26 protein-coding genes are annotated in these 24877 nt (G+C 49.9%); 8 read left to right on the top strand and 18 right to left on the bottom strand.

From position 1 onward, the window contains the following. Positions 1 to 139 precede the first annotated feature (139 nt). The 5 genes from xylB (at position 140) to CPA59_RS08855 (ending at position 5708) form a co-directional block, all read left to right on the top strand. On the top strand, positions 140 to 1588 hold the full coding sequence (gene xylB, locus CPA59_RS08875) for a xylulokinase (RefSeq protein ID WP_072351807.1): 1449 nt from the start codon (positions 140 to 142) through the stop codon (positions 1586 to 1588). Further along, complete coding sequence (locus CPA59_RS08870) at positions 1585 to 2610, top strand: ABC transporter permease (protein ID WP_032693575.1); 1026 nt, start codon at positions 1585 to 1587, stop codon at positions 2608 to 2610. The genes xylB and CPA59_RS08870 overlap by 4 nt, the downstream gene beginning before the upstream one ends. A gap of 41 nt (positions 2611 to 2651) precedes the next feature. Then, positions 2652 to 3632 carry a substrate-binding domain-containing protein gene (locus CPA59_RS08865; RefSeq protein ID WP_107759119.1) on the top strand — a complete coding sequence of 327 codons (981 nt, stop codon included), beginning with the start codon at positions 2652 to 2654 and terminating at the stop codon, positions 3630 to 3632. A 19-nt stretch (positions 3633 to 3651) separates the two neighbouring features. Next, positions 3652 to 5163 (top strand): sugar ABC transporter ATP-binding protein, encoded by a 1512-nt coding sequence (locus CPA59_RS08860; RefSeq protein ID WP_255412289.1) that lies wholly within the window; start codon positions 3652 to 3654, stop codon positions 5161 to 5163. A gap of 260 nt (positions 5164 to 5423) precedes the next feature. Beyond that, entirely contained in the window at positions 5424 to 5708 is a 285-nt protein-coding gene (locus CPA59_RS08855; RefSeq protein WP_049112343.1) for a DUF3892 domain-containing protein, read from the top strand. A gap of 51 nt (positions 5709 to 5759) precedes the next feature. Here CPA59_RS08855 and hxlB read toward each other — a convergent pair whose 3' ends face one another. The 12 genes from hxlB to CPA59_RS08800 form a co-directional block, all read right to left on the bottom strand. Continuing rightward, the gene (gene hxlB, locus CPA59_RS08850; protein WP_107759117.1) at positions 5760 to 6320 is read right to left on the bottom strand and encodes a 6-phospho-3-hexuloisomerase; all 561 of its coding nucleotides are present in this window, start codon (positions 6318 to 6320) and stop codon (positions 5760 to 5762) included. 15 nt (positions 6321 to 6335) lie between these two features. Beyond that, positions 6336 to 7088 carry an SDR family NAD(P)-dependent oxidoreductase gene (locus CPA59_RS08845; RefSeq protein WP_015697030.1) on the bottom strand — a complete coding sequence of 251 codons (753 nt, stop codon included), beginning with the start codon at positions 7086 to 7088 and terminating at the stop codon, positions 6336 to 6338. Positions 7089 to 7197: 109 nt separating this feature from the next. Further along, positions 7198 to 7842 (bottom strand): ribulose-phosphate 3-epimerase, encoded by a 645-nt coding sequence (rpe, locus tag CPA59_RS08840; protein WP_049089944.1) that lies wholly within the window; start codon positions 7840 to 7842, stop codon positions 7198 to 7200. A gap of 24 nt (positions 7843 to 7866) precedes the next feature. Next, on the bottom strand, positions 7867 to 9120 hold the full coding sequence (locus CPA59_RS08835; RefSeq protein ID WP_020439340.1) for a PTS transporter subunit IIC: 1254 nt from the start codon (positions 9118 to 9120) through the stop codon (positions 7867 to 7869). Positions 9121 to 9144: 24 nt separating this feature from the next. Beyond that, positions 9145 to 9438 (bottom strand): PTS sugar transporter subunit IIB, encoded by a 294-nt coding sequence (locus CPA59_RS08830; protein WP_024359913.1) that lies wholly within the window; start codon positions 9436 to 9438, stop codon positions 9145 to 9147. Between the two features lie 18 nt (positions 9439 to 9456). Then, the gene (gene gatA / locus CPA59_RS08825) at positions 9457 to 9906 is read right to left on the bottom strand and encodes a PTS galactitol transporter subunit IIA (RefSeq protein ID WP_047611334.1); all 450 of its coding nucleotides are present in this window, start codon (positions 9904 to 9906) and stop codon (positions 9457 to 9459) included. Positions 9907 to 10325: 419 nt separating this feature from the next. Beyond that, a complete protein-coding gene (locus CPA59_RS08820) occupies positions 10326 to 11294 on the bottom strand; it encodes a sugar-binding transcriptional regulator (protein ID WP_015697025.1) in 969 nt (322 codons plus the stop codon). A 198-nt stretch (positions 11295 to 11492) separates the two neighbouring features. Further along, positions 11493 to 11804: a hypothetical protein gene (locus CPA59_RS22860; RefSeq protein WP_159077932.1), complete on the bottom strand. Its 312-nt coding sequence runs from the start codon at positions 11802 to 11804 to the stop codon at positions 11493 to 11495. A 223-nt stretch (positions 11805 to 12027) separates the two neighbouring features. Beyond that, complete coding sequence (gene dsbG / locus CPA59_RS08815) at positions 12028 to 12789, bottom strand: thiol:disulfide interchange protein DsbG (RefSeq protein ID WP_107760787.1); 762 nt, start codon at positions 12787 to 12789, stop codon at positions 12028 to 12030. A gap of 90 nt (positions 12790 to 12879) precedes the next feature. Beyond that, positions 12880 to 14232, bottom strand: a complete 1353-nt coding sequence (gene gorA, locus CPA59_RS08810; protein ID WP_107759116.1) for a glutathione-disulfide reductase — start codon at positions 14230 to 14232, stop codon at positions 12880 to 12882. A gap of 34 nt (positions 14233 to 14266) precedes the next feature. Further along, positions 14267 to 15490, bottom strand: coding sequence for a MalY/PatB family protein (locus CPA59_RS08805; protein ID WP_049112349.1), 1224 nt, complete (start codon positions 15488 to 15490; stop codon positions 14267 to 14269). Positions 15491 to 15620: 130 nt separating this feature from the next. Beyond that, a complete protein-coding gene (locus tag CPA59_RS08800; RefSeq protein WP_049112351.1) occupies positions 15621 to 16469 on the bottom strand; it encodes a DMT family transporter in 849 nt (282 codons plus the stop codon). 188 nt (positions 16470 to 16657) lie between these two features. On the opposite strand from CPA59_RS08800, the gene CPA59_RS08795 reads away from it, so the two are divergent. Further along, positions 16658 to 17152 carry a thioredoxin family protein gene (locus CPA59_RS08795; protein WP_024359916.1) on the top strand — a complete coding sequence of 165 codons (495 nt, stop codon included), beginning with the start codon at positions 16658 to 16660 and terminating at the stop codon, positions 17150 to 17152. 244 nt (positions 17153 to 17396) lie between these two features. On the opposite strand, the gene CPA59_RS08790 is transcribed toward CPA59_RS08795, so the two are convergent. The 4 genes from CPA59_RS08790 to CPA59_RS08775 all read right to left on the bottom strand — a co-directional run bounded on the left by CPA59_RS08790 (position 17397) and on the right by CPA59_RS08775 (position 20962). Continuing rightward, a complete protein-coding gene (locus CPA59_RS08790; protein WP_007374395.1) occupies positions 17397 to 18149 on the bottom strand; it encodes a S9 family peptidase in 753 nt (250 codons plus the stop codon). A gap of 87 nt (positions 18150 to 18236) precedes the next feature. Next, positions 18237 to 19010 carry an SDR family NAD(P)-dependent oxidoreductase gene (locus CPA59_RS08785; protein WP_032693564.1) on the bottom strand — a complete coding sequence of 258 codons (774 nt, stop codon included), beginning with the start codon at positions 19008 to 19010 and terminating at the stop codon, positions 18237 to 18239. 62 nt (positions 19011 to 19072) lie between these two features. Beyond that, positions 19073 to 19774, bottom strand: coding sequence for a DsbA family oxidoreductase (locus CPA59_RS08780; RefSeq protein WP_032693563.1), 702 nt, complete (start codon positions 19772 to 19774; stop codon positions 19073 to 19075). An 81-nt stretch (positions 19775 to 19855) separates the two neighbouring features. Next, a complete protein-coding gene (locus CPA59_RS08775) occupies positions 19856 to 20962 on the bottom strand; it encodes an alkene reductase (RefSeq protein WP_107759115.1) in 1107 nt (368 codons plus the stop codon). Positions 20963 to 21330: 368 nt separating this feature from the next. Between CPA59_RS08775 and CPA59_RS08770 the strand changes: the two genes are divergently transcribed. Then, on the top strand, positions 21331 to 21894 hold the full coding sequence (locus CPA59_RS08770) for a YbhB/YbcL family Raf kinase inhibitor-like protein (RefSeq protein ID WP_032693561.1): 564 nt from the start codon (positions 21331 to 21333) through the stop codon (positions 21892 to 21894). Here the strand turns inward: CPA59_RS08770 and CPA59_RS08765 are convergent. Beyond that, complete coding sequence (locus CPA59_RS08765) at positions 21878 to 22672, bottom strand: helix-turn-helix transcriptional regulator (protein ID WP_255412288.1); 795 nt, start codon at positions 22670 to 22672, stop codon at positions 21878 to 21880. The two genes, CPA59_RS08770 and CPA59_RS08765, sit on opposite strands and share 17 nt — an antisense overlap. A 339-nt stretch (positions 22673 to 23011) precedes the next feature. On the opposite strand from CPA59_RS08765, the gene CPA59_RS08760 reads away from it, so the two are divergent. After that, entirely contained in the window at positions 23012 to 23341 is a 330-nt protein-coding gene (locus CPA59_RS08760; protein WP_015697014.1) for a co-chaperone YbbN, read from the top strand. Between the two features lie 121 nt (positions 23342 to 23462). Here the strand turns inward: CPA59_RS08760 and CPA59_RS08755 are convergent, their stop codons facing one another. Beyond that, on the bottom strand, positions 23463 to 24782 hold the full coding sequence (locus CPA59_RS08755; protein WP_032693560.1) for a 6-phospho-beta-glucosidase: 1320 nt from the start codon (positions 24780 to 24782) through the stop codon (positions 23463 to 23465). Positions 24783 to 24877 lie beyond the last annotated feature (95 nt).

The following is a 24877-nucleotide window of genomic DNA, read 5'->3' as shown; positions in this document are numbered from 1 at the left end:
TTTATATCTTACAAACGAGCAAACAAAACTGATCATATGAGCAAAAAGCTGAGTATCTAAAACCATAACCCAGTTTGCTTGTCATTCAGTTATCGCTTTCAGCTCTGTCATTTCTTAACGATAGTTCAGAGGTAGTTCAATGAAACAGGACCTTGTTGCGGGTATAGATTCCTCCACCCAGTCTTGTACCGTCATGCTGCGTAGTCTTGAAAATGGCAAGGTGATCGCACAGGCTCGTAAGTTGCATCCACCGACCACACCGCCGTGTAGCGAGCAGGATCCGCAAGCCTGGTGGGATGCATTAGTCTCCGCGCTCACTGAATTAAAACAATGGTGGCCACGTATTGCAGGTCTGGCTGTCGGTGGCCAGGGGCACGGCCTCGTCATGCTTGATAATCACGATCGCCCGCTGCGTCCTGCGAAGCTGTGGAATGACACGGAGTCTGCACCGCAAGCGCGTGAATTGTGCGAGAAGATTGCTCCGGAAGAATGGGCACGCCTGACGGGCTCCGTTCCGGGGCCAGCAATGACCATTTCTAAACTGGCCTGGACAGAACAAAATTATCCGGGGCTGCTGGAAAAAGCCCACCGCATCATGCTGCCGTTTGATTATCTGGTTTACCGTCTGAGCGGTAGCTTTGTGTGCGAGCGCGGCGGGGCATCCGGTACGGGTTACTTCAACCCCTTCACCAATAGCTGGGAACCACAGCTGGCAGCGGTGGTTAACAGTCAAATTGACTGGATTTCCCGCTGGCCCACTATCATCCCGTCGCATCAACCTGCAGGCGTGGTGAAGTTGATGCCTGAGCTGGAGGAACTGGCGGGTGCAATCGTGGGTGTCGGGACCGGCGATAACATGTCTGCCGCACTGGGTATGAACCTGAAAACCGGTGATACCGGTATCTCTATCGGGACCAGCGGTACGTTATATGGCATCACCAGGAAAGGGATTACCGACAGCACCGGCACCATCAACGGTTATGCCGATGCGGCCGATCGCTTTATCCCCATGATTACTACATTGAACTCCGCCAAAGTCACCGATACATTTCGCAAAATGCTGCGCGTTACCCCTGACGAATTCGACGAGCTCGCGCTGAGTTCGCCACCCGGCGCCAACGGTCTTCAGCTTGTTCCGTGGCTGGACGGCGAGCGCACCCCCAACCTTCCTGACGCCACGGGACACATGCGCGGATTACGTACCACCACAACGATGCAGGATATGGCTCGCGCCACCGTGGAAGGCGTACTGTGCGGCCTTCTGGCGGGCGGTCTGGTACTGAAACAACATGGCTTCACTGACGACGGTCGCATTGTTGTCACCGGCGGCGGCGCAAAGTCACGAGCCTATCGTCAGATTCTGGCTGACCTGACGGGCAAGCCCGTTTGGATTTCTCCGGTGGGTGAAACGGCAGCCGCGGGTGCAGCCATTCAGGCTGCTGCTGCCGTGCTGGGATGCACAAATATTGAAATGGCCGATCGCTGGAGTGTGCCGCTTGAGAAAGTGGCCGAGCCACAACAAGATGCGCGCCATGTCCTGGACGCTTACGTTACCTATGCCAATGCATTATCAGGAGAGCTGCAATGAGTTCAATAACTACCCCTGCAAAAATCAAACCGCCTAAGCAGCCGCTCAAAGTCCCTGCAGAAGCGGGTATCGCCGTTGTTTTCTTACTGGTCATGCTGGGCGGGTTTATCGCCACGCCTAACTTCCTGACTGTTTCGAACATGATGGTGTTGCTTCTGAACGGCGCGGTCATCGGCTTCCTTTGCCTGGGACAATCCTTTGTCCTGCTGACCGGGGGTATCGACCTCTCCTGCGGCTCCATCGTGGCGATGACCTGCGTGGTTGCAGCTTTGCTGATGGAGAAATTTGGCATTCCGTGGCAGCTTGCCGTACCCATCGTTTTGGCGGTGGGTGCGCTGAGTGGGCTGGTAAATGGTCTGATAATCGAACGCACCGGCGTGCCGCCATTCATTGTCACTTTTGCGATGATGGGGGTTGCGGCATCCATACCACAAATTATCACCGGCGCCGAATCGATACGCGTGACGCAAATTGGTTACAGCCTCATCGGTCAGTCAAAACCGCTGGGTATTCCGTTCCCTGTCATAGCGCTGCTGCTGGCCATTGTTATTGGTGTCATCTTCCTGCGCCGCACCATCACCGGGACTCACATCTATGCGGTAGGCGGTAACGCAGATGCTGCACGCTTATCGGGGATCAGCATTCCACGCATCACCCTGTTGGTGTATGCAATTTCCGGGCTTTGTGCGGCATGCGGCGGCCTGATTTATGGATCGCGTCTGATGACAGGCTATCCGACGGCGGGCCGTGGTGACGAACTGTTCTTCTCAATAGCGGGTGCGGTGGTAGGTGGCGTCAGTCTGTTTGGCGGCACTGGCAGCCTTATCGGCGCGATGATTGGCGCCATGCTTATTGCCTCAATATCGAATCTGATGAACGTGCTGAACGTCAGTGCCTACTGGCAGCCGCTGGTCATCGGCCTGATCATCCTGTTCGGCGTCACTTTCGATACCTTACGTACCTCGAAAAAAATCGTGATCCCCTGGCTCAAAGTCAGGAAGTCACGCAAAACACAACAATAACGCTTCTTAAACCCTGACCTACATATATCCAGGAGATAAACATGAAACTCCGTACCACAATCACCGCAGGTGCAGCGATAGTCGCACTGTCCTGCATGCTCGCCGGCTGTAACCGTGAGGATACTGAAAGCACCGTGGGTGCCGGCAAAAAAACATTGGGCGTTACGCTGCCGAACCTCACCAACCCTTATTACGTTGCCATGAAAAAAAGCTTTGAAGACAATGCAGCGGCACAGGGCTTGAACGTAAAAATTTCGATTGCTGATAATGACGATGCCAAGCAACTTTCGCAGGTGCAGAACTTCATTGAACAGAAGGTGGATGCGGTCGCAGTGAACTGCGTCTCCTCAGGCCCGTGCGTGTCGATCATAAACCAGCTTAATCAGGCAAAAATTCCGGCGTTTGCCATCAACATCCTTCCGGATACCGAGGGGATGAAGCAGCAAAACGTCACGCTGGTTCAAGGTGTTCAGACCGATCAGCGTGAAGGCGGCAAGCTCATTGGCCAGCAGTTGTTGAAAGACATTGGTGAAAATGGCACGGCGACAGTGGGTATCGTGGGAGAACCAACATCCATTGCCGCAAATGCACGTGATGAAGGCTTCAAGGAAGCCGTGGCATCCAACAAAAACATTAAGTTCGTCGCGCTGGTCAATGGCAAAGTAGAAGAAACAACCTCCCTGAAAGTCACCACTGAAATGCTGCAGGGCAGGCCAGAAATTAACGTCGTGTACTCAGACACCGAACCTTCCGCGCTCGGGTCACGGGCGGCAATCCAGCAACTGGGGGTCAGTGACAAAGTGAAGCTGTATGCGTTTGTGGATAAAGAAGGCGTCAAAGCCGTTCAGAACAACAGCATATTGAAAGCCGGTGCGATTCAGGAGCCGGTTAAACTGGCTCAGTTGCTGGTTGAAAATGCCAAGAAGAGTCTGAACGGTGAACAGGTTCCAGCCATGATCAACAACCCACCGCTGCTGGTCACCAAAGACAACGCAGCATCGGTAATGGGTTCAGCATACTGACTTAAGTGAAAGGCGAAGAATGATGAATTATGTGGCGAAGCAGGTCAAAATCGGTTTTTCGGGTGTGCAGGTTCTCCACGGTGTGGATTTCAGCGTAAAGCCTGGCGAGATCCACGGCCTCTTTGGCCATAATGGGGCGGGTAAATCAACGCTACTGAAAATCCTGGCGGGCGTTAACACGCAGGATAGTGGAGAGCTGATGATCGGCGAAACGCCGGTGCACCTTGCTTCGCCACGGGATGCACTCAACAAAGGTATTGCTTGTGTGTATCAGGAACTCCGTCTCATTCCCGGCATGAGCGTCTGGCAAAACCTTTTTCTCGGACGTGAATGTCGTAAAGGCAGTGGCTTTATAGATGATGCAAGTATGATCGCGCATACCGAGAAAGTACTAAATGATTACCATCTGAGTTTCAGCGCTACCGCGCTGGTCAAAAATCTGTCACATCCTGAAAAGCAGATGCTGGAAGTGGTTTCTAACCTTGATCGCGACGCCCGTTTTCTTTTCCTCGATGAACCGACGACCGCGCTGGAAGGTGCGCAGGCAGAAGAACTGCTGCAGGCAGTACAACGTATCGCACGCGAAAAGCAGATTGGCGTAGTGCTGGTCTCTCATAAATTAGACGAAGTGTTGGGTGTTTGTGATGAAGCAACCGTCATGTGCGGCGGCCGAGTGATTTATAACGAAGGCAAAAAGACGCTGAGCAAAAGCGCCATCATTGACGCTATTGTGGGCGATGCAAATGCTTATCAGGCGCCGTCTAACAGCCGTAGTCTGATCCGCGGCGCGATGGGCAAACCCTGGCTCTCGGTCACAAACCTGCAGACTGATCGCCTGAAAGGCATCAACCTTGAGGCATATCGCGGGGAAATTTTGGGTATATACGGGCTGGCCGGCGCAGGCCGAACGCGCTTGTGCCAGACGCTGTTTGGGTTGGAAACCGTTACCGGTGGTGATATCCGGCTGGGTCACAAAGAATACCATCCTTCTTCACCGGCAAAAGCCATTGATAAGGGGATTGCTTACCTGACAGAAGAACGTAAAAAAGATGGCTTCATTCCTCAGATGTCGAGTTATGCCAACGCCATGCTGCCGGTTCTGAAAAAATTCCGTTCTGGCGGATTTGTCAGTCACAGCGCTGCGCGGCAGGCCGCCGCTGAGTTGCTAAGCAAGATGAATACGCTGGGAACGCTGAGCGGACCGATTAAATCGCTTTCCGGCGGCAATCAGCAAAAAGTTCTGCTCGCCAGGGTCATTGCGCAAAACGCCAATCTGGTATTGCTGGATGAGCCGACCAAAGGCGTCGACATTGGGGCAAAAGCGGATATTTATCGCATCATCCATCAGTTGGCAGATAAAGGCTGCTGCGTCATCGTGGTATCGAGTGAGGAAGAGGAATTGCTGGACGTGGCAGATACCATTACGGTGTTCCGACAGGGTAAATGCGATGGTGCGATCATTCCTGCACGCGACCTTAAACCCGCAGATCTTCGCAAAGCCGCATGGGAGCATGCTGAAGCCCAGGCTTAGGGCACTCATTCCGAACAGAACGCATCCAACGGCCAGCTAAGCTGGCCGTTTTTGTTTCAGCATTTGATTAACGTTATAGCTGCCCTCCTGCAGAAGACCCAAACAAATTGCATCAAGTGAGTTACCCCGCATACAGGCTCTGAGCGCTGGCGCAAAATGAGTGGAAAAATTGTGCAATCTGTCATTGGCATATTTGCAACAGGGCAGATATTAAGTTGTGCAAAGTGGCTATACGGCATAGCGCAGCAGGGGCAAGAGAAATGGCAGACTTTTACATCTCGGGTGTACGCAGAGACAATGCAGGGCAACACATTCAGTACGTTAAAATCATCAAAGCCGGTAATGGGGAGAAGGACGCATCAATTAACTCGCGTCAGTTTGTCGCTGAGTTGATAAATGCCGGTAAGACAAGCTTTCAAACAATTAACTACGTGAATGACAAGTGGGTTTATGGGGCAATGGTTCATGTTATTGATGGGATTTATCTCACGACTGATCCTAATGATACCAAATGCGATGACCTGGGTAATTTGCCCACTTTTTAATTATGCGATGTTATAAGCGAATGAGCGCTTCCAGCGAAGCGCTCAGTGTCATTACTCAAAATCAGCGTGTCGTTTAAACATGGTTTCACTGGTTTCACGCAGTTGGTCCATGAGTTCAAGCACGATGGCATCGTAGGTGATAAAGCAGAGTTGCTCGAAAGAGGAACCCATTGGCTGCGAAAACTGGCCCAGAGAGCGATCGTTTTCAGTTTTGACCGTTCCCGGTAATACCAGCACGCAGTTGGCCAACTGGCCAATCGCAGAGTCTTTTTTCATGGTGACCAGCGCCACGTCGACACCACACTCAACGGCTTTCTGCGCAAGGCTCTTGAGACTGCCTGTTTCGCCACTGCCTGAACCAATAATTAACAAATCACCCGCTTTCGTATGAGGTGATGAAATTTCCCCAACTACGCTGACCGAGAAGCCTAAATGCAATAAACGGTTAGCGAACGCGCGGATGGCAATACCGCTGCGCCCTGCACCTTGCAGGAAAATATGCTTCGCATTGCGGATCTTTCCGATAAAATGCTGTGCCTGATCATTGTCGATATTGAGCGCGTTTTGTTCTAGTTCCCTGAGAATACTGACAGTATTTTCTTGAACACCCATTTTCTTTTCCTCCGGTCAGGCAATTGTACGGCCACCATCCATGAGGATCGTCTGTCCCTGGATGTAAGAATTTGACTTATCAGCAAGGAAGATGGCCAGGTTTGCGACATCATCGATTGTGCCCAGACGACGGACCGGAATTTTCTCCAGTACTGCGTCTAAATCTGCCTGCGTCGGGTAATTAACACGCATCATTTCGCCGGTGTCGATAAGACGCGGCGCGATAGCGTTGACGTTAACACCTTTTGGACCCAACTCCTTCGCCAGACCACGAATAAGACCTTCCCCCCCCGCTTTACTGGCCGGATAGCTCACCCCCCCGCCAGTACCTGACAGCGCAGAACCGGAGGAGATGTAAACGATTGAACCCTGGTTAGTTAAGAAGTCATCGTAAAATGCTTTGACCGTATTGAATAAACCCGTCAGGTTGATTGAGAGTGTTTTGTTCCACTCTTCGAAAGTAATGTCTTTGACTTTATTGGCAAAAGCGACACCTGCGTTCAAAACCAGAATGTCGATACGGCCATAAGTTTCGATAACTTTTCTGCGCACTTCAGCCAGTGCCTGCGGATCAGAGACGTCCGTTTTGACAAAGAGCGATTTAACATTGCCAAAGGTCAGTTCTTGCGCAGTTTTGATGCCATTAGCCTCGTTATAATCGACAATGACGGTATGCGCACCGCGTTCGGCGAATTGTTTTGCAATTCCTTTACCAATCCCATGCGCACCACCGGTAATTAGCGCAACTTTACCTTCAAAATGACTCATCGGTTGTTCTCCTGAATCTTTGTACTTAACGTGAGAGGAATCCCCCACGTCTGCGGTCTACATAATGATTACGCGCTCAATTAAGAGCGCGTGAATGTATGTTGGATACTTAATGCATGACAGACTTTAATGCCTGATAGCTTGCTTTAGGGTTGTCATTAAATAATGCGCCACCGACAACAATTAAATCAGCACCCGCCTCCTGTACTTTTTCCGCTATTTCCAGATTAACGCCACCGTCGACTTCAATTTGAATGTGTCGGCCAGCAATCATTTCTCTGGTTTTCCTGATTTTCTCGAGGCTTTTCTCGATGAAAGTCTGCCCGGGTTGCCCCGGGTTAATGGTCATAATCAGGATGTAATCAATATCGTCCAACAAATATTCCAGAACACTTTCAGGCGTACCCGGATTGATGACCACACCGGCTTTTCGCCCGGCCTTTTTTATTTTCTGTAAAATAAAATGCACATGCGGCGTTGATTCATAATGCACTGAGATCATTTCTGCGCCAGTATTGATAACATCATCAATATGTCTTTCAGGATTAGCCAGCATCATGTGTACGTCGAAAGTCATTTTGCTGGCTTTTTTCATTGCAGAAATTTGATTCGGCCCAAAGGCAATATTATTTACGAAGGTTCCATCCATTAAATCAACATGCAATATTTCAGTGTTCTCTTCTTCTAAAAAACGGAGCTCATCTTGCAGACTTAAGATATTCGCGCCAAAAATTGATGGTAAAATCTGTGCCATGGTAAGCAAACCTCATTTTTAAAATCAATGGAATACAGTGCTCAACCAATACGTCAATACTTCCCACGGGCCAGTCAGTACAAAGTCAGTACCCTGCCCCTGCAAGCCGACGCCTGCGCCATGCAGGAATTGGGTTGCACCCGGAGCCACATACCCTCCTAAATACATCACGACAATACTGAACAGTAAGGTTGAAATAATTGAGCGGATGACGTTTCCGTTGCTGGCCATTACGGTCATGGTTGTCATATAGATGATTGACATCAGAACGCCGATGGGGAAAATCATGATCCCCGGTAAAATCAGTGCGCAAAGCATGGTCAACGGAATGGTGATAACGGTGACGGTGATGGTCGCTGGGTCGCCCAGTGCCAGGGCACAGTCCATACCGATGTTCAGTTCGGCGTCTTTACCCATCTGCTTTTGCATAATCTCTTTGGCACTTTTCCCAATTGGAGACAGTCCTTCCATCAGGACACCCACCACTTTAGGCAGGAGCACCATTACCGCAGCCACCCCCATTGCCATCGGGACAATAGTGGTCACAGGCTGTTTCGTCAGCAGTCCAAGCAGACAACCTACAATGACACCGATGATAGCGGGTTCACCAAACACACCCAGACGTTTCTGTACGCTCTCCAAATCAACGTCGAGCTTGTTCAGGCCGGGGATCAGGTCGATAATTTTATTGACCAGCAGTGCAAAAGGTAATGTCCAGCCTATATGGATCATGGTGGTACAGGTCGTCCCTTCCAGGCCATAATATTTCTGCCAACGGGGAGCAATTAAATCGCCAATAAACAGAGCGATAACGCTAAGTGCGACTGCCACGCCAAAACCGATAAAGAAGCTGTCAAACACGAAATAGGCCAGCGCGCCGGGAACCAGGAAGTGCATATAATTCCAGATATCAACGTTCAGCGTTTTGGTTAATTTAAGCCGAACAAGTAGCAAATTAAGAATAATACCCACTGGAACAACTAAAGCGGCAAAGGGTGCCACCCATGCGGCCGCGCCCACCGCAGGCCATCCGATATCAGCCACAGTGAATCCGCTTCCCAGTTTTGAATAGTAGGCAATTGCCGGCTGCAGGGATGTACTCAACAAATTAACAACCAACCCTAAACCAATGAAACCGATACCCACGGTGATACCAGACTTAATGGCAGCACCGACTTTCATGCGGAAAACCAAACCCAAAATGAAGATGACAAGTGGTAGGATTGCCGTTGCCCCCATGCTTGTTATCGTTAGCATTATGTTTTTTAACATGTCCATCTTGTCATCCCCTGTGTTTTCTTATTAGTTTTTAGCCAGCTCTGTTAATAAATCCCCTAGTTTTTTTCGTAACACAGCTTCATTAATCCCGGTAATAAACCCGGCCACACTCATATGCGGTTTTCCGATATCACCTTTGTAGTTATTCGTGGTTAAAATCACATCAGCATTCTGTAATTCAGAAGGAAGTTCTGACATGCTGCATTTATTTATTTTGAACTGAGTAATGCCATATTCTGTACACACGGATTTCACTTCATCAGCAGCGATAGTTGACGTTGCGACACCGCTCCCGCAGGCTACGAGGATATTAATCATCATTATGCTCCTGAACTCTTATTGCATGACGGTGGAAATAAAAAGTGCCTGCGCTTTCTCGGAAGGAAGCTCAAGTAAATTTTGATAAAAGTCTTCCATTTGAAGATTACTAAAAAGGGCCTTCAGCAGTTGCAACTGATTAGCCGGATCGGTAACGACCAAATTGATAATGAGTTTGACCCACAATTTATCGTCGCCATCAGCCTGATCAACCTGAACCGGTTCAGGTAAGCGAATAATATAAATCGACGGGCTGTTGGCCTGGTTGCTGTCGCAATGTGGGATCGCCACAGAATAACCATCAAGCAAAATACCGGTTGGATACATGGCTTCGCGTTCGCGCAGTGCTGCCAGATAGGTCTTTTTCACTATCCCTTCTGAATACAGCTTTTCATGGATGTGCTGCAGCACCTCATCGTAATTTTTGAATGCTGCACCATCTGCAACATTAATAGCGACTGTACTCACCTTTTCACCTCGCCTTTTTGCTCATTAGAGCAAACACAATCGATCAGATGAGCAGTTATAGCATGCCAATTTTCCGCGCAAACAGAAAACATGCAAAAGTTATAAGCTGATCACAAAATAAATGCATAAGTGCACGAAAATAATTGCTCATATGAGCAAGATCGAGTAATTCATCTTTTAGATCAATCAAGTCAACCGGAGAGGGGAAGTAAAATTTTTATTATAAATCAGATGGATAATAGATTTTTTGAAGGTTTATATATGCGAACTGACCTATGTCAGAGGATTTGGCCATGCTCTGATCTAAGTCATGAGGGTTTACTGAATGACTGATAGCAGTGCCTAATGCATGCCTGAGAGGAAGGTGATCAAGGGCGCGGGCTACGCCCCTGTTGCTGATGTTCCGGGATCTATTTCAATCAGGAATTGACAAGCTTCACCGCAGTATCGAAGTCAGTGATTAACACATCTAAAAGGCCTGACTTGAGGGAAGCGACGATGCCTTCATACTTCTGTTCTCCCCCCGCCACACCAATCACGGTTTTCGTGTTACGCAATTGTTCGGTTGAAATACCAAACCCAAGACGGCTCATCGGGCTATCAAGGATCTCGCCTTTACTGTTAACGAGAGTAATGCAGACATCCGCAGCGATATCTTTCTCAAACAGATTTTTTTGCCACGACTCGGGAAAAATATCACACAAACTGGATGAGCCCGTTTTCCAGGCGCCAATACCGGTGATGACAACATCCAGCTGAGAATAATATTGTTGGGTATCCACCACAGCCGGATCACTGGCCAGTTTTTGGGCCAGGCTTTCATCATCCACCCACATCGGCACATACATAGGATGAGCCTTGCCCTGAGAGATAGTCGACAGTCTGTGGATAAGGTCGATCGGGCCCTGGCTAAATTCAATGCCGGGATGAACGCCAGATAGCTGAACAACATCTAATGCCGGCAAGCTGGTGAGTTGACTCACTGTGCTGGATAAAACGCGTCCCCAGGCAATACCAACCTTCATTCCCTCAGCGAGATTATTGTTGAGATAACTTGCAGTGATACCCCCCAGCTTCTCATTCAGTTCTTCCTGATTGGACCAGGATTCTGACACGGAAAGCACGATTGCCTTCTGCAGACCATACTTTCCGCAGAGATTAAGTGCGATCTCTTCGTCAAGCAGTTGCTGCTTTGGAAAGAGAAACTTCACATACTCTTCCTTTATTGCCTCATCGATAAGACGCGCCGCTTTAAATCTCGAAATCTCGAGTTCTTCAGCAATCTCAGTTTTGGTCTTCATCTCAACAAAGTAACGTCGGACGACGAGAGAATAGATATAGCGGGGATCGTAACCTGACCAGCGGCTGTTTTTTATACGTTTAGGCATAGAGCATTCCATCTTCATCCAAAGACAATATCAGCTGAGTTAAACTGTTACCCCTGCAATTTACTCATAAGAGTACACTTTTACCTGCTCTTTTGACATGAGCAAATGAGTCTTATCTTTTGGCGGTGTGATAGCTGACACATCGGATGATAATGGGTGAAGAGACCAGAGTTTTTTAGACGTTGGCAAGACTTTACATTATGTGCTCTCAATCAGTGACGCTGTGACCTGTGATTTCTGTTTTTTGGCGTGAAACGGGTTACATTGCTCATGTGTTCCTCGCAGATAAAAATGCCCATCGGGTGCGGCCTGAGTTCCACCGGGACAACCATTCATCCCAGATTTTCCGTTTTTTCCATTAAGACCAGCCCCACCGTTTTGATTACCGATTACCACGGAGCCCCCTTTTCCTCCAGTTCCGCCTTTCCCGCCTTCACCTCCCTGACAGGCAAACGCTATAACGGAAAATCCCGTTAAAAAAAGATAAGAAAACAATTGAGCTCTGTTCATGTCTTTTCTCCAGGTTGCATCGGGTTTCGTTAGTTAGGGTAGCTGATTTACATTTCAATCCGTTCACTTTGCGCTGCGCCATTCTAAATCAGTACAAAACACATAGCGAAAAGATCTGATAGCTACATAAGCACAAGATAAAAATAGGATTTTAAGGGGTGTACTCATAAAATCCCCACATCCATGTGTGAATTTACCCATTTCGCAGCCAGTGACTCAGAAACTATTTACACGCTATAAGATTGGCCATCTGTTCCTGGTCCGGCAGACCGATGATCTGTTGAAGCATGTTGGCGTGGTTAAGATAATAAATTGCTGGAGTACCGTTTGCCCCCACATCTTCCATCAATTTCTGGTTGTATTGGATCTGCGAGAAAATCGGCTGCGGCGTTTTCTCCAAAAGTGCAGGCTTGTTTTTGCCACCCGACAACTCGAAATCCTGCCAGACCTTCGCGGGGTTTTCAGAAGACAATATCGCAGCCGCGTAACGGCCACTGTCGGGCTGCATGACACCCACTAACTGCGTTTTCAAAGCGATTTTATTGTCCTTAATATAGGGCTGCACTTCCTGTCTGAATTTTGTACAGTAAGGACAAAAAGGATCGGCAAACACGACAATCTGACAATTTGCATTATTGCTGCCTTCCGTGATACCGGCAGCTTTGGACAGTGTTTTCCACATCTCGCGGCCAGCAGGGATGTAAATCTCCTCTTTTATGACCTGTTCGCTGAGGTTACTTCCATTCTCATCGTACATATAACCTGATATGGCATGTTTTTTATCGGGGGTCAGATAAATTGTCACCCCCGTTCCCTGATATTTTCCCAACCAGCCCTGAACCCCACCGGGAGCCGTGAAGGGTTTGATTATTTCTATACCTTGTTTTTCCAACTGCTTGATCGGTGCGGGAAGCGCTGCGGGCGTTGCTGCCTGAACCTGCGAGCCGATAAGTGCAGCAGATAACGCGAGGATGTATTTGTTCATTCTTATCTCAATATAATACGTACTCATTACGGGCCGTTGTTTAACAAACCTCCAGCCCTCCCGTCACGTGCTAAATGGCACTACTCACCATTATCTCATCGTGACAAATTCTTCTGCCGCAGTTGGGTGAATTGCCACGGTATTGTCGAAGTCTCTCTTCGTTGCTCCCATTTTCAGCGCAACAGCAAAGCCTTGCAGTATTTCATCCATGCCTAAACCGATACCGTGGATACCGACGATTTTCTCTTCCAACCCCACACATACCAGCTTCATGCGGGATGGCTGGCGATGACGCGTCACGCCGGTGTACATGGCGGTAAAAGATGACTGATAAACTTTCACCTGATCATCACCATATTCCTCACGCGCCTGGGGTTCAGTCAGGCCAACGGTACCTATTGTTGGGTGGCTAAAGACGACTGTGGGGATATTGTTGTAATCCAGATACTCATCCGGCTTGTTGTTAAACAAGCGTTCTGAAAGGCGACGGCCCGCAGCAACAGCTGCCGGTGTTAACTCAACCGCACCGGTATTATCACCCACCGCGTAAACACCCGGCACGTTGGTATTCTGATATTTATCAACTTTGACGTACCCTTTTTCATCGAGTTCAACACCCGCCATCTCAACGTTCAACTTGTCATTGGCTGGCTCACGGCCAATCGCCCAGATCAAACAGTCAACCGTTTGTTCACGACCATCTTCCAGCTTCAGTGTCAGGCTGCCGTCCTGGTTTTTGACCACTGCAGTGGGGATCGCTTGGGTGTGCAACGTTGGGCCTTCGACGTTCATGACTTCAACCAGTGTTTCTGTGAGCAACGGGTCAAAACTGCGCAAAGGCGCATGCTTACGTACGAACAAATGGGTTTTTGACCCCAATGCATTGAGAACACCTGCCAGTTCAACAGCAATGTAGCCTGCACCAACAACTGCAGTGCGCTCCGGTAGCGCCTCAAGCGCAAAAAAACCATCTGAATCAATTCCGTATTCCGCTCCCGGAATAGAGGAATGGCTAGGGCGACCACCGGTGGCTATCAATATATGGTCAGCGGTAATCGTTTCCCCGTTGACCTCCACCGTATGCGCGTCCACAAACCGGGCAAAACCTTTGATGACATCTACCTTGTTTTTACCTAACACATTTTCGTATGAAGTATGAATACGATCGATATAGGCACTGCGGTTTTTTAGCAAGTTAGCCCAGTCAAGGCGGTTTAATGTGGTATCGAAGCCATAGTCTGGGCCATAAAGATGAATGGCCTCTGCGATTTGCGCAGCGTGCCACATTATTTTTTTCGGTACACACCCCACATTGACGCAAGTCCCGCCCAACTCCCGCGCTTCAATCAAAGCGCATTTCTGCCCATACATCGCCGCACGGTTGATTGAGGCGATACCACCGCTACCACCACCAATCGCGATATAGTCATAGTGTTTCGTCATTTTGTTCTCCAGGCAGCATCGCTGCGGTCATCGTTCAGGTAGCATCGCCAGAACTCGCACTCAATGCCTTGCTTATGCGGTTGAGCCCCTCAGCAAGCATAGCGCGTGGACAAGCCAGATTAAGGCGGATGTGCCCGTCGCCGTTACTGACAAACATTTGCCCCCCTTCAAGCAATACACCCGCATGTCTGGCAAAAAAGAGGGTTACCTCTTCCTGATTACTGACATCTACCAAACGAGAGATATCAATCCAGGCAAGATAAGTCCCTTCCGGAATGATAAAACGGGCCAGCGGATGATATGTCCCCAGGTAGTCCTGCAGAAAACGGAAGTTCTCGTCAATGTAGTGCCTGACCTGAGTCAACCACTCATCGCACTCGGACCAGGCGGCCTTGTTAGCCACCAGGCTCAGCGGAGAGATAAAATCATCATGCAGGCGAAGCCATTCGGCTCTCACTGAGGCATCAGGGATCATGATGTTTGCAAGCAGGTTACCCGCCAGGTTGAACGTTTTGCTGGTCGACATGCAGGTGATAATTTTATGATTTTCAGGAAAAATTGACGCGGCGGGGATATGCGTGACACCCGAGCGGGATAAATCACAGTGGATTTCATCAGAAATAACCCACACATCATGTTTAAGGCATAACGCTATCATTTTCTGCAACTCATCACGTCGCCAAACTCGCCCGGTGGGATTATGCGGGTTACAGAGAAAGAAGGCTTTAATTCGCTGCTGCTCATCGCTCAGGGCTTGTTCCATTGCCTCAAAATCTACCGCCCAGTGGCCTTCGTTATTTCTAAGCGGGCAATCGACGACGCGACGACCGCTATAGTCTCCGGCTTTTTTAAACGGTGCGTAAGAAGGGGTCAGGATGAGGATGCTGTCTTCTTCGTGGGTCAGTAACGGCACCAATCGGTTAAGCGCAGGGATAATACCAGGGGAGAAAACAATGCTTTCTTCCTGAAACCGATATCCGTAATTCCTTTCACACCAGGCCCCAAAAATCTCATAGTAATCCCTGTCATAAATGCGGGTGTAGCCAAGAATTTTTTTATCTAACCGGGAACGTATGGCTTCAAGCACCGGCTCGGGGGTGGAAAAAGCCATATCTGCTACCCAGAGGTTTATAAAACCATTGGCCGGTACTTCCGGCGCGGGGCCTTCATGGGCACCAAACATATATTCACGCCAGCCGTCGACGGTTAAGCTGTCTGTCCCTGCCCTGTCCACTGCTTCATCAAAATCGTATTTCATAGAGGTTACCCGATTAGTTTATCCAAAGAGGTCACAGCGTCACTGATTTTGCTAACGATTAGATATTCCTTTGCTTTAAAACCTAAAAAACCATTTGCAGAGTGATCAAGTCATGACTGGCACGTTGATATCAGTGCCGTATTTTCTGCCCCGGTGCCTTGATCACCAACATAATGCCCGCAAGGACTGCCAGCGTTGAAAATGCCATTCTGAGGCTCAGTGACTCGCCCAAAAATGTTACGCCTCCCAGCATCGCCAGACAGGGCACACTCAACTGAACCGTACTGGCTGCAACAGACTCAAGACGAGGTAAAAGTGAATACCACAGCACATAGGCTCCGGCAGAAGCACCCGCACCAGAGAGCACTGCCAGGAGAATTCCGATACCGTCGAAGTGCGCTCCCTGGCTAATGAACGGCGACAACACCAGGGCAAAAGGTACAGCAAGGATGAAATTTGCCGCAGTGGCCTGCGCTGCGCTGGGAGAGCGCTTTCCGCAGAGGGTATAAGCCGCCCAGGCAAGGCCTGAAAGCGCCATCAGAACAGCGCTGCCCAAGGGGGGCGTTTTGGCACCAGGTAAGAGAAGAGCAGCCATGCCGGCTACAGCCAGCCCAAGCCCCGTTGCTCTGGAAAAAGACAGCCTTTCCCCATGGAAAAGGCCATGGGCCACCATCGCCAGTTGCACAACGCCAAACAAGAGCAAAGCACCTGTTCCTGTATCCAAATGGATATAGGCAAGGGAGAAACACAGGGCGTAGGCCATAAGAAAGAACCCGCTTTTCAAGCTCCAGACGCCCTGCTTTTTCCCCTCACGTCTCAACAACAGTGGTAATAAGACCACCGCCCCGCTCATCAGGCGAAGGTCACTGAACGTCACCGGGTCAATATGTTCGCCTTTCAACGCAATCCGACAGAGCACAGAATTGGCTGCGAATGCCATCATTGCTATCACTATCTTGAATCCAACAGACCGCCCCATCAGCGTGACGCCTCAAAATTAACAAATTACGTGATAATCTATCAATTAGTAGGTAGGATGGCAATATCTACTTATGGCAGCCAGACACTAAAATGGTACGCCTTTTCAGGTCATGCATGGAGAATTGGCCTTTATCATTGCCAGATTTATGTGAAGCCTTAGCCCCCGTTACTAACAAAGGAGAACATATGCAAGATTTCAACGTACTGCTCGAAGCAGCATCAGATTATAACGAATTTGTTGGCAGCGGAGCAGAAGAAGACCGCAATGCATTACGGCATTTTGAGGGGCTTGCCAACGAGGCATTACCTGACGATGTCATTAGTAAGCTCTCGCAACTTCCGGGTTCGTACAGCATTCTGGTAGCTGCTGAAATGTGGTGCCCCGACTGCCATAAAAACTTGCCTGTAATCCATGCCATTGCCGCGTCAGCGCCGGCAATACGTCTGGGTATTATCACCCGCGACAAGGCTGAAGCCGTCTTTAAGGCACACTTTGGTGTCGATAAAGTCAAAATTCCGTTTGCCGTGGTACTGGATGAGAACGCGACTCCGCTGGGGCAGTTTATTGAACGACCTGAAAATGCTACCGGCAACAATGGAGAAGTGAGCGAGAGGTACAAAAACGGTGAGCTTCTGGTCGATACCGCCCGCGAAGTGACTTCAATTTTTCCAGGAAAATAAGAGAGCGTTAAAGTTAAATTAATTGAATCTCAACTTGAAGGTAATAAACCTGGAAGTTGAGCAATGCCAGGGAAATAATAAAAATAAACCATAGCAACAATGCCCTTAGCCCTGCATCTAAGCAGGGCTTTTTTCGCGTAAAGAAAGCATGCTACGCAGTTTTGTATGTGCAATCAAAATGCTACACCCGTTTATTCAGTGGCCAACGACAGCACCAGCAGCTTCGCGAAGCTTTACACGCCCTCTAAATGTAAGCAGAACTCCAGGCAACGATAATCCCGGCAACATATTCCGCATCCTGAGGATGCGTCAGAAGATGATCTGCTTCACCCAGTGAGATAAAGCTTTTGGGGTGTCTGGCGGCTTTAAAAATTTTCTCTGCCTGTTCAATCAGCACGGTATCATCATTGGGAGCATGAAAAATCAGCAGCGGCTTATTCATGGTAAATACCTTCTCCGCTATTTTATGCTCCTGAATGTTATCCAGCATTTGCTTTTTGAGCGTGAATACCCGGCCTGCAAGCTCTACCGGGAAAGCGCCATGGTTCCTGATATCTTCGATATTGTCTTTGAACAACCGCTGTACATGCGTCAATTCGCCTGGCGAACCTATGGTTACGACCGCTCTGGCTTCAGGCACTTTGGCTGCAATAGAGAGGATTGCCGAACCGCCAAGGCTGTGACCAATCAGCAGCGAAGGAGCCTCGTATTCCCGACGAAGATAATCGACCGCGCACAGCAGGTCAGAAATATTCGAGGAAAAATTGGTATTGGAAAAATCGCCTTCGCTGTTGCCTAACCCGGTGAAATCAAAGCGAAGCACCGCAATTGAATTTTCTGTCAGTTTCCTGGCAATGCGTGCAGCACCTTTCAGATCCTTCCCGCAGGTAAAGCAGTGCGCCAACAGGGCAAAGGCTTTTGGATTTTCTGGCAATTCAAGCAACCCGGCAAGTTCCTCACCTTCTGCATTTTTGAAGGTAAATTTCAATTTTTTCATTATGTTAACTTTAAGAATGGTTGAATTACAAGCAAGATGCCTATCAGCCGCCCCATCATGGGGCGGCTTTGCGAGGTTACGACGAGCTTATCTGCGAACGGCCATGATACCGGCATCGACATCCCAGATTGCGCCAGTCACCCAAGAGGCTTTGTCGGACAACAGGAAGAAGATGGTATTGGCCACATCTTCCGGCGTGCCGACACGCCCCAGCGGATGGAAAGCGTTCAGCGATTGCATTGCGCCGGCAATGTCTTCTTTCGCCATGAAGCCTTCATAAATCGGGGTATGCACGATCCCTGGCGAGACCGCGTTCACGCGGATACCCGCACTGGCCAGCTCAATGGCCAGGTTGCGTGTCAAGGCGTGGAGACCGGCTTTGGCCATGGAGTACGCGGAAGCCGGTGAGTCGCCGAGTGCGGCTTGCGCGCCAATGGAGCCCACGTTCACAATCGCCCCTTCACGGCCGTCGGCCAGCATGTTCTTCACCACGTCCTGCGTGATGAAGAAGGTTGCCCGGTTCAACATCAGGTACATGTCGTAATCGGCTTCCAAATGCTCGGTAAAGCCTTTCGGCATGAAGATCCCGGCCGCATTGACCATCAGGCTAATATCGCGATGATTAGCATTAATCTCCTGACGAATGGCGTTCATGCCCTCTTCGGTCATCAGGTTTGCCGCAATCACGGACACGGAACCCAGTGGGCTCAGCTCTTTCTGAACCGCTTCTGCCTTGTCTTTTTTATTGCCCGTCAGTACCACGCTGCCACCGGCTTTCAGCACCATACGCGCCGTTTCCAGACCCATGCCGCTGGTGCCACCCACGACAAGCATTTTTTTGCCTTTAAAGTAATCGCTCATTTTGAACTCCGTTATTTGCAGGGTAGATTTGCCGGCAGTCATGCAGCCGGCTCGTTCAGGTTTCAGATGCTGCAACCGTCAGCGCCGCAGGTCTGGCCGTCGGTTTTTGCCAATTCGGCCGCTTTTTCTTCCCAGACTTGCTTCAACGCGTTCAGGAAGTTGTCCGCAGATTGCGCGCCGCTGATGGCATATTTTTCATTGAGCAGGAACAGCGGGACACCGCTGACCCCGATCGACCGGGCATGGGCTTCATCTTCAGCCACCGATGCACGGAAGGCCTCATTGGCAAGGGCACTTTCAGCGTCGGCTCTGGACATGCCCACTTCTGTAGCTAACGCAATGAGCTCCTGCGGATCGAAAATGGAACGCCCCTCAGTCACACTGGCCCGATAAAACCGTTCTGCCATGGCGTCGCCCATATTGGCGTGACGTGCAGCCGCGAGTAGCGTATGGGCATCTTCGGTATCGCCAAAGAGCATGGTGTCAAAGTTATACTGGAGCCCTTCTGCCTTCCCGGCCGTGCCCACCTGATTCATCATCAGTTCCGCCCCATGTTCCCCGCCAAACTTCTTGTAAAGGGCTTTGCGGAACGGCACGGCAGGCCGGTCGCCGGAAATACGGAAACTGTGGTGGCGGACCACGACCTGTTCCTTGTGTTCAAAGGCGGCAAGGCCCTGTTCGAAACGCTTTTTGGCAATCCAACACCAGGGGCAGACCAGGTCTGACCAGATATCTATCGTAATAATCGGCTTAAGGGTTTGCATATTGGCTCCTGAATACCCCATTAATGTCGTCTGGCGGTGCCTCTTTATGTGAGCACCGCAAATACCACCAGCTACGTGGCGTTAGTTGGCTTCCCAGGCGGGATAATCGGTGTAGCCTTTTTCCGGCGACCCCGTCACGCCGTAATACGTCGTGCGATCGCTTTCAGCCAGCGGCCAGCCGTTCTGCATTCTTTCGACCAGATCAGGGTTGGCGATGTACGGCACGCCAAACGCAACAAGATCCAGTTCGTCTGCCTCAAGTGCGGTTTCGGCAATCTCGCGGGTGAAGCCGCCGGCGGCAATAACGGTGCCCCCCAGAGTTTTACGGAACGCGGCTTTGAAACCGGCAGGTACCGGTGCCTGGGTATAAACAGGTTGATAATAGAGGTGCACATAAGCCAGCTCACGTTGGCCGAGGGCCGCAGCGATACTGGCCCAAATCTCTTCTTCACCTTCATAAGGCGCCAGGTCGTAAATCCGCCCGAACGGTGAAATGCGCAAGCCCACCTTATTGCTACCAATAGCCGCAGAGATGGCATCAACCGTTTCCAGCAGGAACCGCTGACGGTTTTCCACAGAGCCACCGTATTCATCAGTGCGAGGGTTCAGTTCACTGCTGAGGAACTGGTCGAAAATGAAGCCGTTCGCCGCCATGATTTCCACGCCGTCAAACCCGGCCTCCATTGCCAGACGCGCTGAATGGACAAAGTCAGCGGTAACGCGTCGAACTTCTGCGGTTTCCAGTGCACGCGGCTGGCTTGGAACGACAGGTCCCGGTTCGCCAGACTCGGTCAGTGCAAAGACGGTGGTGTTAACCGCTTGTACGGTACCGGCGGAAACTGGCGCGATGTTGCCCGGCTGAATTGAGGTATGAGACATCCGGCCCACATGCCACAACTGAGCAAAAATACGGCCGCCCTTCGCATGTACCGCATCGGTCACTTTGCGCCAGCCCTGAACGTGTACAGCGTTGTAGATCCCCGGGGTATACAGATAGCCGCGCCCTTCTTCAGAAACAGGCATGCCTTCGGTGATAAGCAGCCCCGCAGAGGCGCGCTGGGCGTAGTAAAGTGCAACGACGTCATCCGGCACGTCGTTCATTGTGCGGGTGCGGGTCATCGGGGCCATGACCACGCGGTTTTTTAACTGCATGCCTGACAGATTGTAGGGGGTGAACAACTTACTCATCGTATACCTCGCAAGGCGAAAGTGAGAAAAGCCCCGCTGGGGCCGGAGTTAATACTTAGCGGGCCGGGGAGCTGACGATCGCTTCCTGATGCCGGTTAAGCGTATGGCTGCACTATACCTACCTACTAGTTGATTGGTCAATAGGTAAAAGAACAAATCATGCTGTCCTTTTGTCACCGGAGACAGGCACAGGGAATGCTGTGTAAGGTGAGCTGCCGTCGGTGAGATGGTCGTCATCCTGTGAAATCAGGGAATTACAAATATCATTATTGGGCGTTATGGAGCTAAGACTGGCCGGTTCAGGGCGGCGAGGAGTCTTTCTCTCCCCTTATCATTGGGATATTAATCACCCCGATGGAGAAGAGTAAATGTCCAAACTTCACCTTACTGTTATCAGTACATTATGCCTGGCGTTGTCGAGCCAGGTCGCTTTTTCAGCCAGTTTTACGCTGACAAGTCATGAGCTTGAAAAAAACCGTTTCCCCGCAGCTCAGACCCTGAGTTCACCTTATGGATTTGGGTGCAGCGGTGGAAACCTTGCCCCCTCTTTTAACTGGAGTGGCGCGCCGGCAGGAACTCAAAGCTTCGCTCTCAAAATTTATGATAGGGATGCGCCGACAGGCCTCGGTTGGATCCACTGGCAGGTGGTGAATATTCCCTCATCTCTTCACTCGTTACCGGCTGGGATAACGGCGGATAACAAAAATCTCCCGCAAGGGGCTCTTCAGACCCGGACTGATTTCGGTATCCCGGGTTATGGCGGCCCTTGCCCGCCGAAGGGTGAAACGCACCGTTATGAGATCACGCTGACGGCACTTCGTGTCGACAAACTTCCGGGAATAACGGCGGACTCGACGCCCGCCCTGGTCGGCTTTATGGCAAAAGCGAACTCACTGGGCGAAGCGCATCTTCAGATTACGCAGGGCCGCTAACCGCAGCCAGGTTGCCGATAGCCTGGCCGGAAACCCGGACCAGGCTGGGGCTGAATCCGAAGCGAGTTCGAAATCTGGCGGCGAACTTAGACGGATTTTCATAGCCGACTTCCAGGGATATGCGGGTGACTGAAAGATCGGTCACCTGCAAAAGTGTCAGGGCGCGGCACATGCGAATGTCAGTCACCAGATGGGTGAATGACGTATTTTCGGCATGCAGATGGCGTCTCAGGGTGGTGGCCGACATACCCAATTCAGCCGCCACCTGCGCAGTATTCCAGTCTTGTGATATGTCTGCTGCAACGAGTTTGCGGATTTTTATCGCCAGTCCGGTATGTTGTTTCAGCGCGAAGAAAATTCGGTATTCATCCAGCCAACTCAGCATCTCTTCCATACGCCTGGCCACGATACTTTCAGGTATGTTTTCAGTATCTGTAATGGCCTCCGCAGTGTGATAAAAGGCCTGGCGAAAACTGTTGCCTGGCTCTGCCATTTTATTTGCTTCGTTCATGCTCATACGTGGGGCATGCATGAAGCAGTAGTTTTGGACGAAATCGGCACAAAAACTCAGCCATGATGCTTCGTACGTACCCGTTAAAGGTGATGGTGTATTGATGATATCAAAAGAGTGCCCCTCCCCGATGACCACCGCGTCCCCCGCTTCCAGCGTTATCTCCTCTTGCGCCCAGCGGATTATTTTCCTGCCATGGCGGACCAGGATGATTGTGGGTTCATCTATAGTGATATGGCGCATCATCAGGGGCTGCGTATGCAGCACATGCGCTGTACTCCCCACATTAATACGACTGGATAATGTTCTTTCCATCATCGCCTTACGAAAAGGAATAGGCCTGCCCTGTAGGCCGACACTTTATGGATGGGCTTGCTTTTTTATAAAGTAATCCCGATTTTACAATACGTCAGTTTTCTCATTCAGATGGAGTGAAATATCATAATCCTCAGCACGCCGTCCACATAAGATGACGCTTATCCATTGATAAAACATGGCATTATCTTCGCTTAAGCACCTTTCTATCGATGATAGCTTTTTATGTTAATTAAAAAAACCAACTAGTAGGTAGAATTACTATCAAGTTACATCCTGCAGGAGTGAATGATGCGTGAATTAACCCTTTACAATGAAGATAATTTTAGAGAAATCGAGAGGCATGAAGGGGTTGCGGTGGTGCGCTTCTCTGCCCCCTGGTGCCCACCTTGTCAGATGAGCGAAGACATTTTTAACCATTTTGCCGAGCAGATAGAAAGCGACGTCAAAGTCGGCAAAGTGAATGTGGATCTGGCACCGGTACTGACCACCAAATATGAAATTTGGGGACTGCCTTCCGTACTCATGTTCAAGGATGGGCAGTTGGTCCAGCGTATACCGGGTGTTAAATCGGCAGGGTTTTATCAGCAAGCATTGTCAGAGCTGAAAAAAGGGCAGTGATGCCATTTTATCTATGTTTAAAAAAGTCTCTTAGCGGTCTGATGCATCATCGGCAAGCGGTTACCCCTCGTTCAGAGTGATAACCGCTTTGTTATAAAATAACCGACCAGTCTGCTTAGCGTTATTTATTGCGTTGGAAGGCCGGCATCAACGCTTTGTTATGTTCGATCACTTCATCCAATGCATTTTCAAGCAGTTGACCGCTTTTGACTAGGGGATTAATAACCAAGGCACGCCATGCCGTATACCGATTACCACTGATGGCTGCCTCAATGGTCAATTGCTCAAAGCTTTTCATCAGTTGAATCAGACGAAGTACATCTTCCGGGAAAGGTTCGACATTCAGTGGTATAGGTCCTGAACGGGTGATCATTGAACTGACCTCAACCGCACAGTCATCCGGCAGGCCCGCAATCGCACCATCGTTTCGCGTATTGACATGCATGATGATGCGTTTGTCGTTATATATTGCGCTCATCAATTCACATGCCGCATCCGAATAGTACTGCCCTCCCCGACCTTCCAGCGCTTTCGGTTTCTCGGCGAGTTCCGGGTTTCGATAAATTTCGAATAGTTCTCTTTCGAGCTCCTTTACGATCTCACCACGAGTCCCTTCCCCTTGTGCTTCGCCAAGCTCCTGACGGTACATGTCGTCGCTCATGTAGTAATAACGCAGGTAGGGGCAAGGTATCATTCCCATATTCGCCAACAACCGATCCGGCCATTTGAAAGGAGGAATATTTTTAGGCACCAAAGGATCATTCCCCTCTGAAATCAGCTCAATAACCTGAGGCAGCTTATCCTTACCTTCATGAAAAATATGGCGCGCAAAAATGAAGTGATTAAGTCCCGCGACCTGCATGATAAATTCATTGATGTCACTGACACCTAAAGCACTGGCAATACCTTTTTGCATGATAACAGGCACATTGCACAGCCCTACGGTTTTGACTTTGCTGTATTTCAGTATCGCTTCAGTGACCATTCCCGACGGGTTGGTAAAGTTCAGCAACCAGGCATCCGGGCACAGTTGTTCCATTTCTTTCGCTATAGCCAATGCAATCGGGATAGTGCGGCATGCATTGGCAAACCCACCCAGCCCATTGGTTTCCTGACCGATCATGTCGTATTTCAGCGATATCCTTTCGTCGCTGATCCGTGCTTCCAGGCAGCCGGCCCTGAACTGAGAACAAACAAAATCGGCACCGAGCAGTGCTTCTGTGCGGTCAAGGGTTTCATAAACCGGTATATCCAGCCCATTTTTTTCCAGCATCCGTCGGGTGAGGCCAGCAATGATCGCCATTTTTTCACGGCCATCCTCAATATCAACCAGCCATAACTCGCGGATCGGAAATTCATTTTGACGCTTGATAATGCCTTCCATCAGTTCAGGTGTGTAGCTTGAACCCGCTCCAATAACCACTAACTTAAGACCCTTCATTAGATATTCCCCTCATCGTTGTTGTCAGGACGTCTGTTGGGCCAATTAAAGAGGACAAGGGGCTTAGTGGACAAACGATCAATTCCGAGGTATGC

Source organism: Dickeya sp. Secpp 1600 (assembly GCF_003049805.1).
GTDB classification, from domain to species: domain Bacteria; phylum Pseudomonadota; class Gammaproteobacteria; order Enterobacterales; family Enterobacteriaceae; genus Dickeya; species Dickeya fangzhongdai.
This window is presented reverse-complemented; position numbering and strand designations above follow the sequence as displayed.

What these genes read in the sequence shown, in the direction of transcription:
- xylB (WP_072351807.1), top strand. Translation starts at nt 140, where the DNA reads ATGAAACAGGACCTTGTTGCGGGTATAGATTCCTCCACCCAGTCTTGT.
- CPA59_RS08870 (WP_032693575.1), top strand. Translation starts at nt 1,585, where the DNA reads ATGAGTTCAATAACTACCCCTGCAAAAATCAAACCGCCTAAGCAGCCG.
- CPA59_RS08865 (WP_107759119.1), top strand. Translation starts at nt 2,652, where the DNA reads ATGAAACTCCGTACCACAATCACCGCAGGTGCAGCGATAGTCGCACTG.
- CPA59_RS08860 (WP_255412289.1), top strand. Translation starts at nt 3,652, where the DNA reads ATGATGAATTATGTGGCGAAGCAGGTCAAAATCGGTTTTTCGGGTGTG.
- CPA59_RS08855 (WP_049112343.1), top strand. Translation starts at nt 5,424, where the DNA reads ATGGCAGACTTTTACATCTCGGGTGTACGCAGAGACAATGCAGGGCAA.
- hxlB (WP_107759117.1), bottom strand. Translation starts at nt 6,320, where the DNA reads ATGGGTGTTCAAGAAAATACTGTCAGTATTCTCAGGGAACTAGAACAA.
- CPA59_RS08845 (WP_015697030.1), bottom strand. Translation starts at nt 7,088, where the DNA reads ATGAGTCATTTTGAAGGTAAAGTTGCGCTAATTACCGGTGGTGCGCAT.
- rpe (WP_049089944.1), bottom strand. Translation starts at nt 7,842, where the DNA reads ATGGCACAGATTTTACCATCAATTTTTGGCGCGAATATCTTAAGTCTG.
- CPA59_RS08835 (WP_020439340.1), bottom strand. Translation starts at nt 9,120, where the DNA reads ATGGACATGTTAAAAAACATAATGCTAACGATAACAAGCATGGGGGCA.
- CPA59_RS08830 (WP_024359913.1), bottom strand. Translation starts at nt 9,438, where the DNA reads ATGATTAATATCCTCGTAGCCTGCGGGAGCGGTGTCGCAACGTCAACT.
- CPA59_RS08820 (WP_015697025.1), bottom strand. Translation starts at nt 11,294, where the DNA reads ATGCCTAAACGTATAAAAAACAGCCGCTGGTCAGGTTACGATCCCCGC.
- CPA59_RS22860 (WP_159077932.1), bottom strand. Translation starts at nt 11,804, where the DNA reads ATGAACAGAGCTCAATTGTTTTCTTATCTTTTTTTAACGGGATTTTCC.
- dsbG (WP_107760787.1), bottom strand. Translation starts at nt 12,789, where the DNA reads ATGAACAAATACATCCTCGCGTTATCTGCTGCACTTATCGGCTCGCAG.
- gorA (WP_107759116.1), bottom strand. Translation starts at nt 14,232, where the DNA reads ATGACGAAACACTATGACTATATCGCGATTGGTGGTGGTAGCGGTGGT.
- CPA59_RS08805 (WP_049112349.1), bottom strand. Translation starts at nt 15,490, where the DNA reads ATGAAATACGATTTTGATGAAGCAGTGGACAGGGCAGGGACAGACAGC.
- CPA59_RS08800 (WP_049112351.1), bottom strand. Translation starts at nt 16,469, where the DNA reads ATGGGGCGGTCTGTTGGATTCAAGATAGTGATAGCAATGATGGCATTC.
- CPA59_RS08795 (WP_024359916.1), top strand. Translation starts at nt 16,658, where the DNA reads ATGCAAGATTTCAACGTACTGCTCGAAGCAGCATCAGATTATAACGAA.
- CPA59_RS08790 (WP_007374395.1), bottom strand. Translation starts at nt 18,149, where the DNA reads ATGAAAAAATTGAAATTTACCTTCAAAAATGCAGAAGGTGAGGAACTT.
- CPA59_RS08785 (WP_032693564.1), bottom strand. Translation starts at nt 19,010, where the DNA reads ATGAGCGATTACTTTAAAGGCAAAAAAATGCTTGTCGTGGGTGGCACC.
- CPA59_RS08780 (WP_032693563.1), bottom strand. Translation starts at nt 19,774, where the DNA reads ATGCAAACCCTTAAGCCGATTATTACGATAGATATCTGGTCAGACCTG.
- CPA59_RS08775 (WP_107759115.1), bottom strand. Translation starts at nt 20,962, where the DNA reads ATGAGTAAGTTGTTCACCCCCTACAATCTGTCAGGCATGCAGTTAAAA.
- CPA59_RS08770 (WP_032693561.1), top strand. Translation starts at nt 21,331, where the DNA reads ATGTCCAAACTTCACCTTACTGTTATCAGTACATTATGCCTGGCGTTG.
- CPA59_RS08760 (WP_015697014.1), top strand. Translation starts at nt 23,012, where the DNA reads ATGCGTGAATTAACCCTTTACAATGAAGATAATTTTAGAGAAATCGAG.
- CPA59_RS08755 (WP_032693560.1), bottom strand. Translation starts at nt 24,782, where the DNA reads ATGAAGGGTCTTAAGTTAGTGGTTATTGGAGCGGGTTCAAGCTACACA.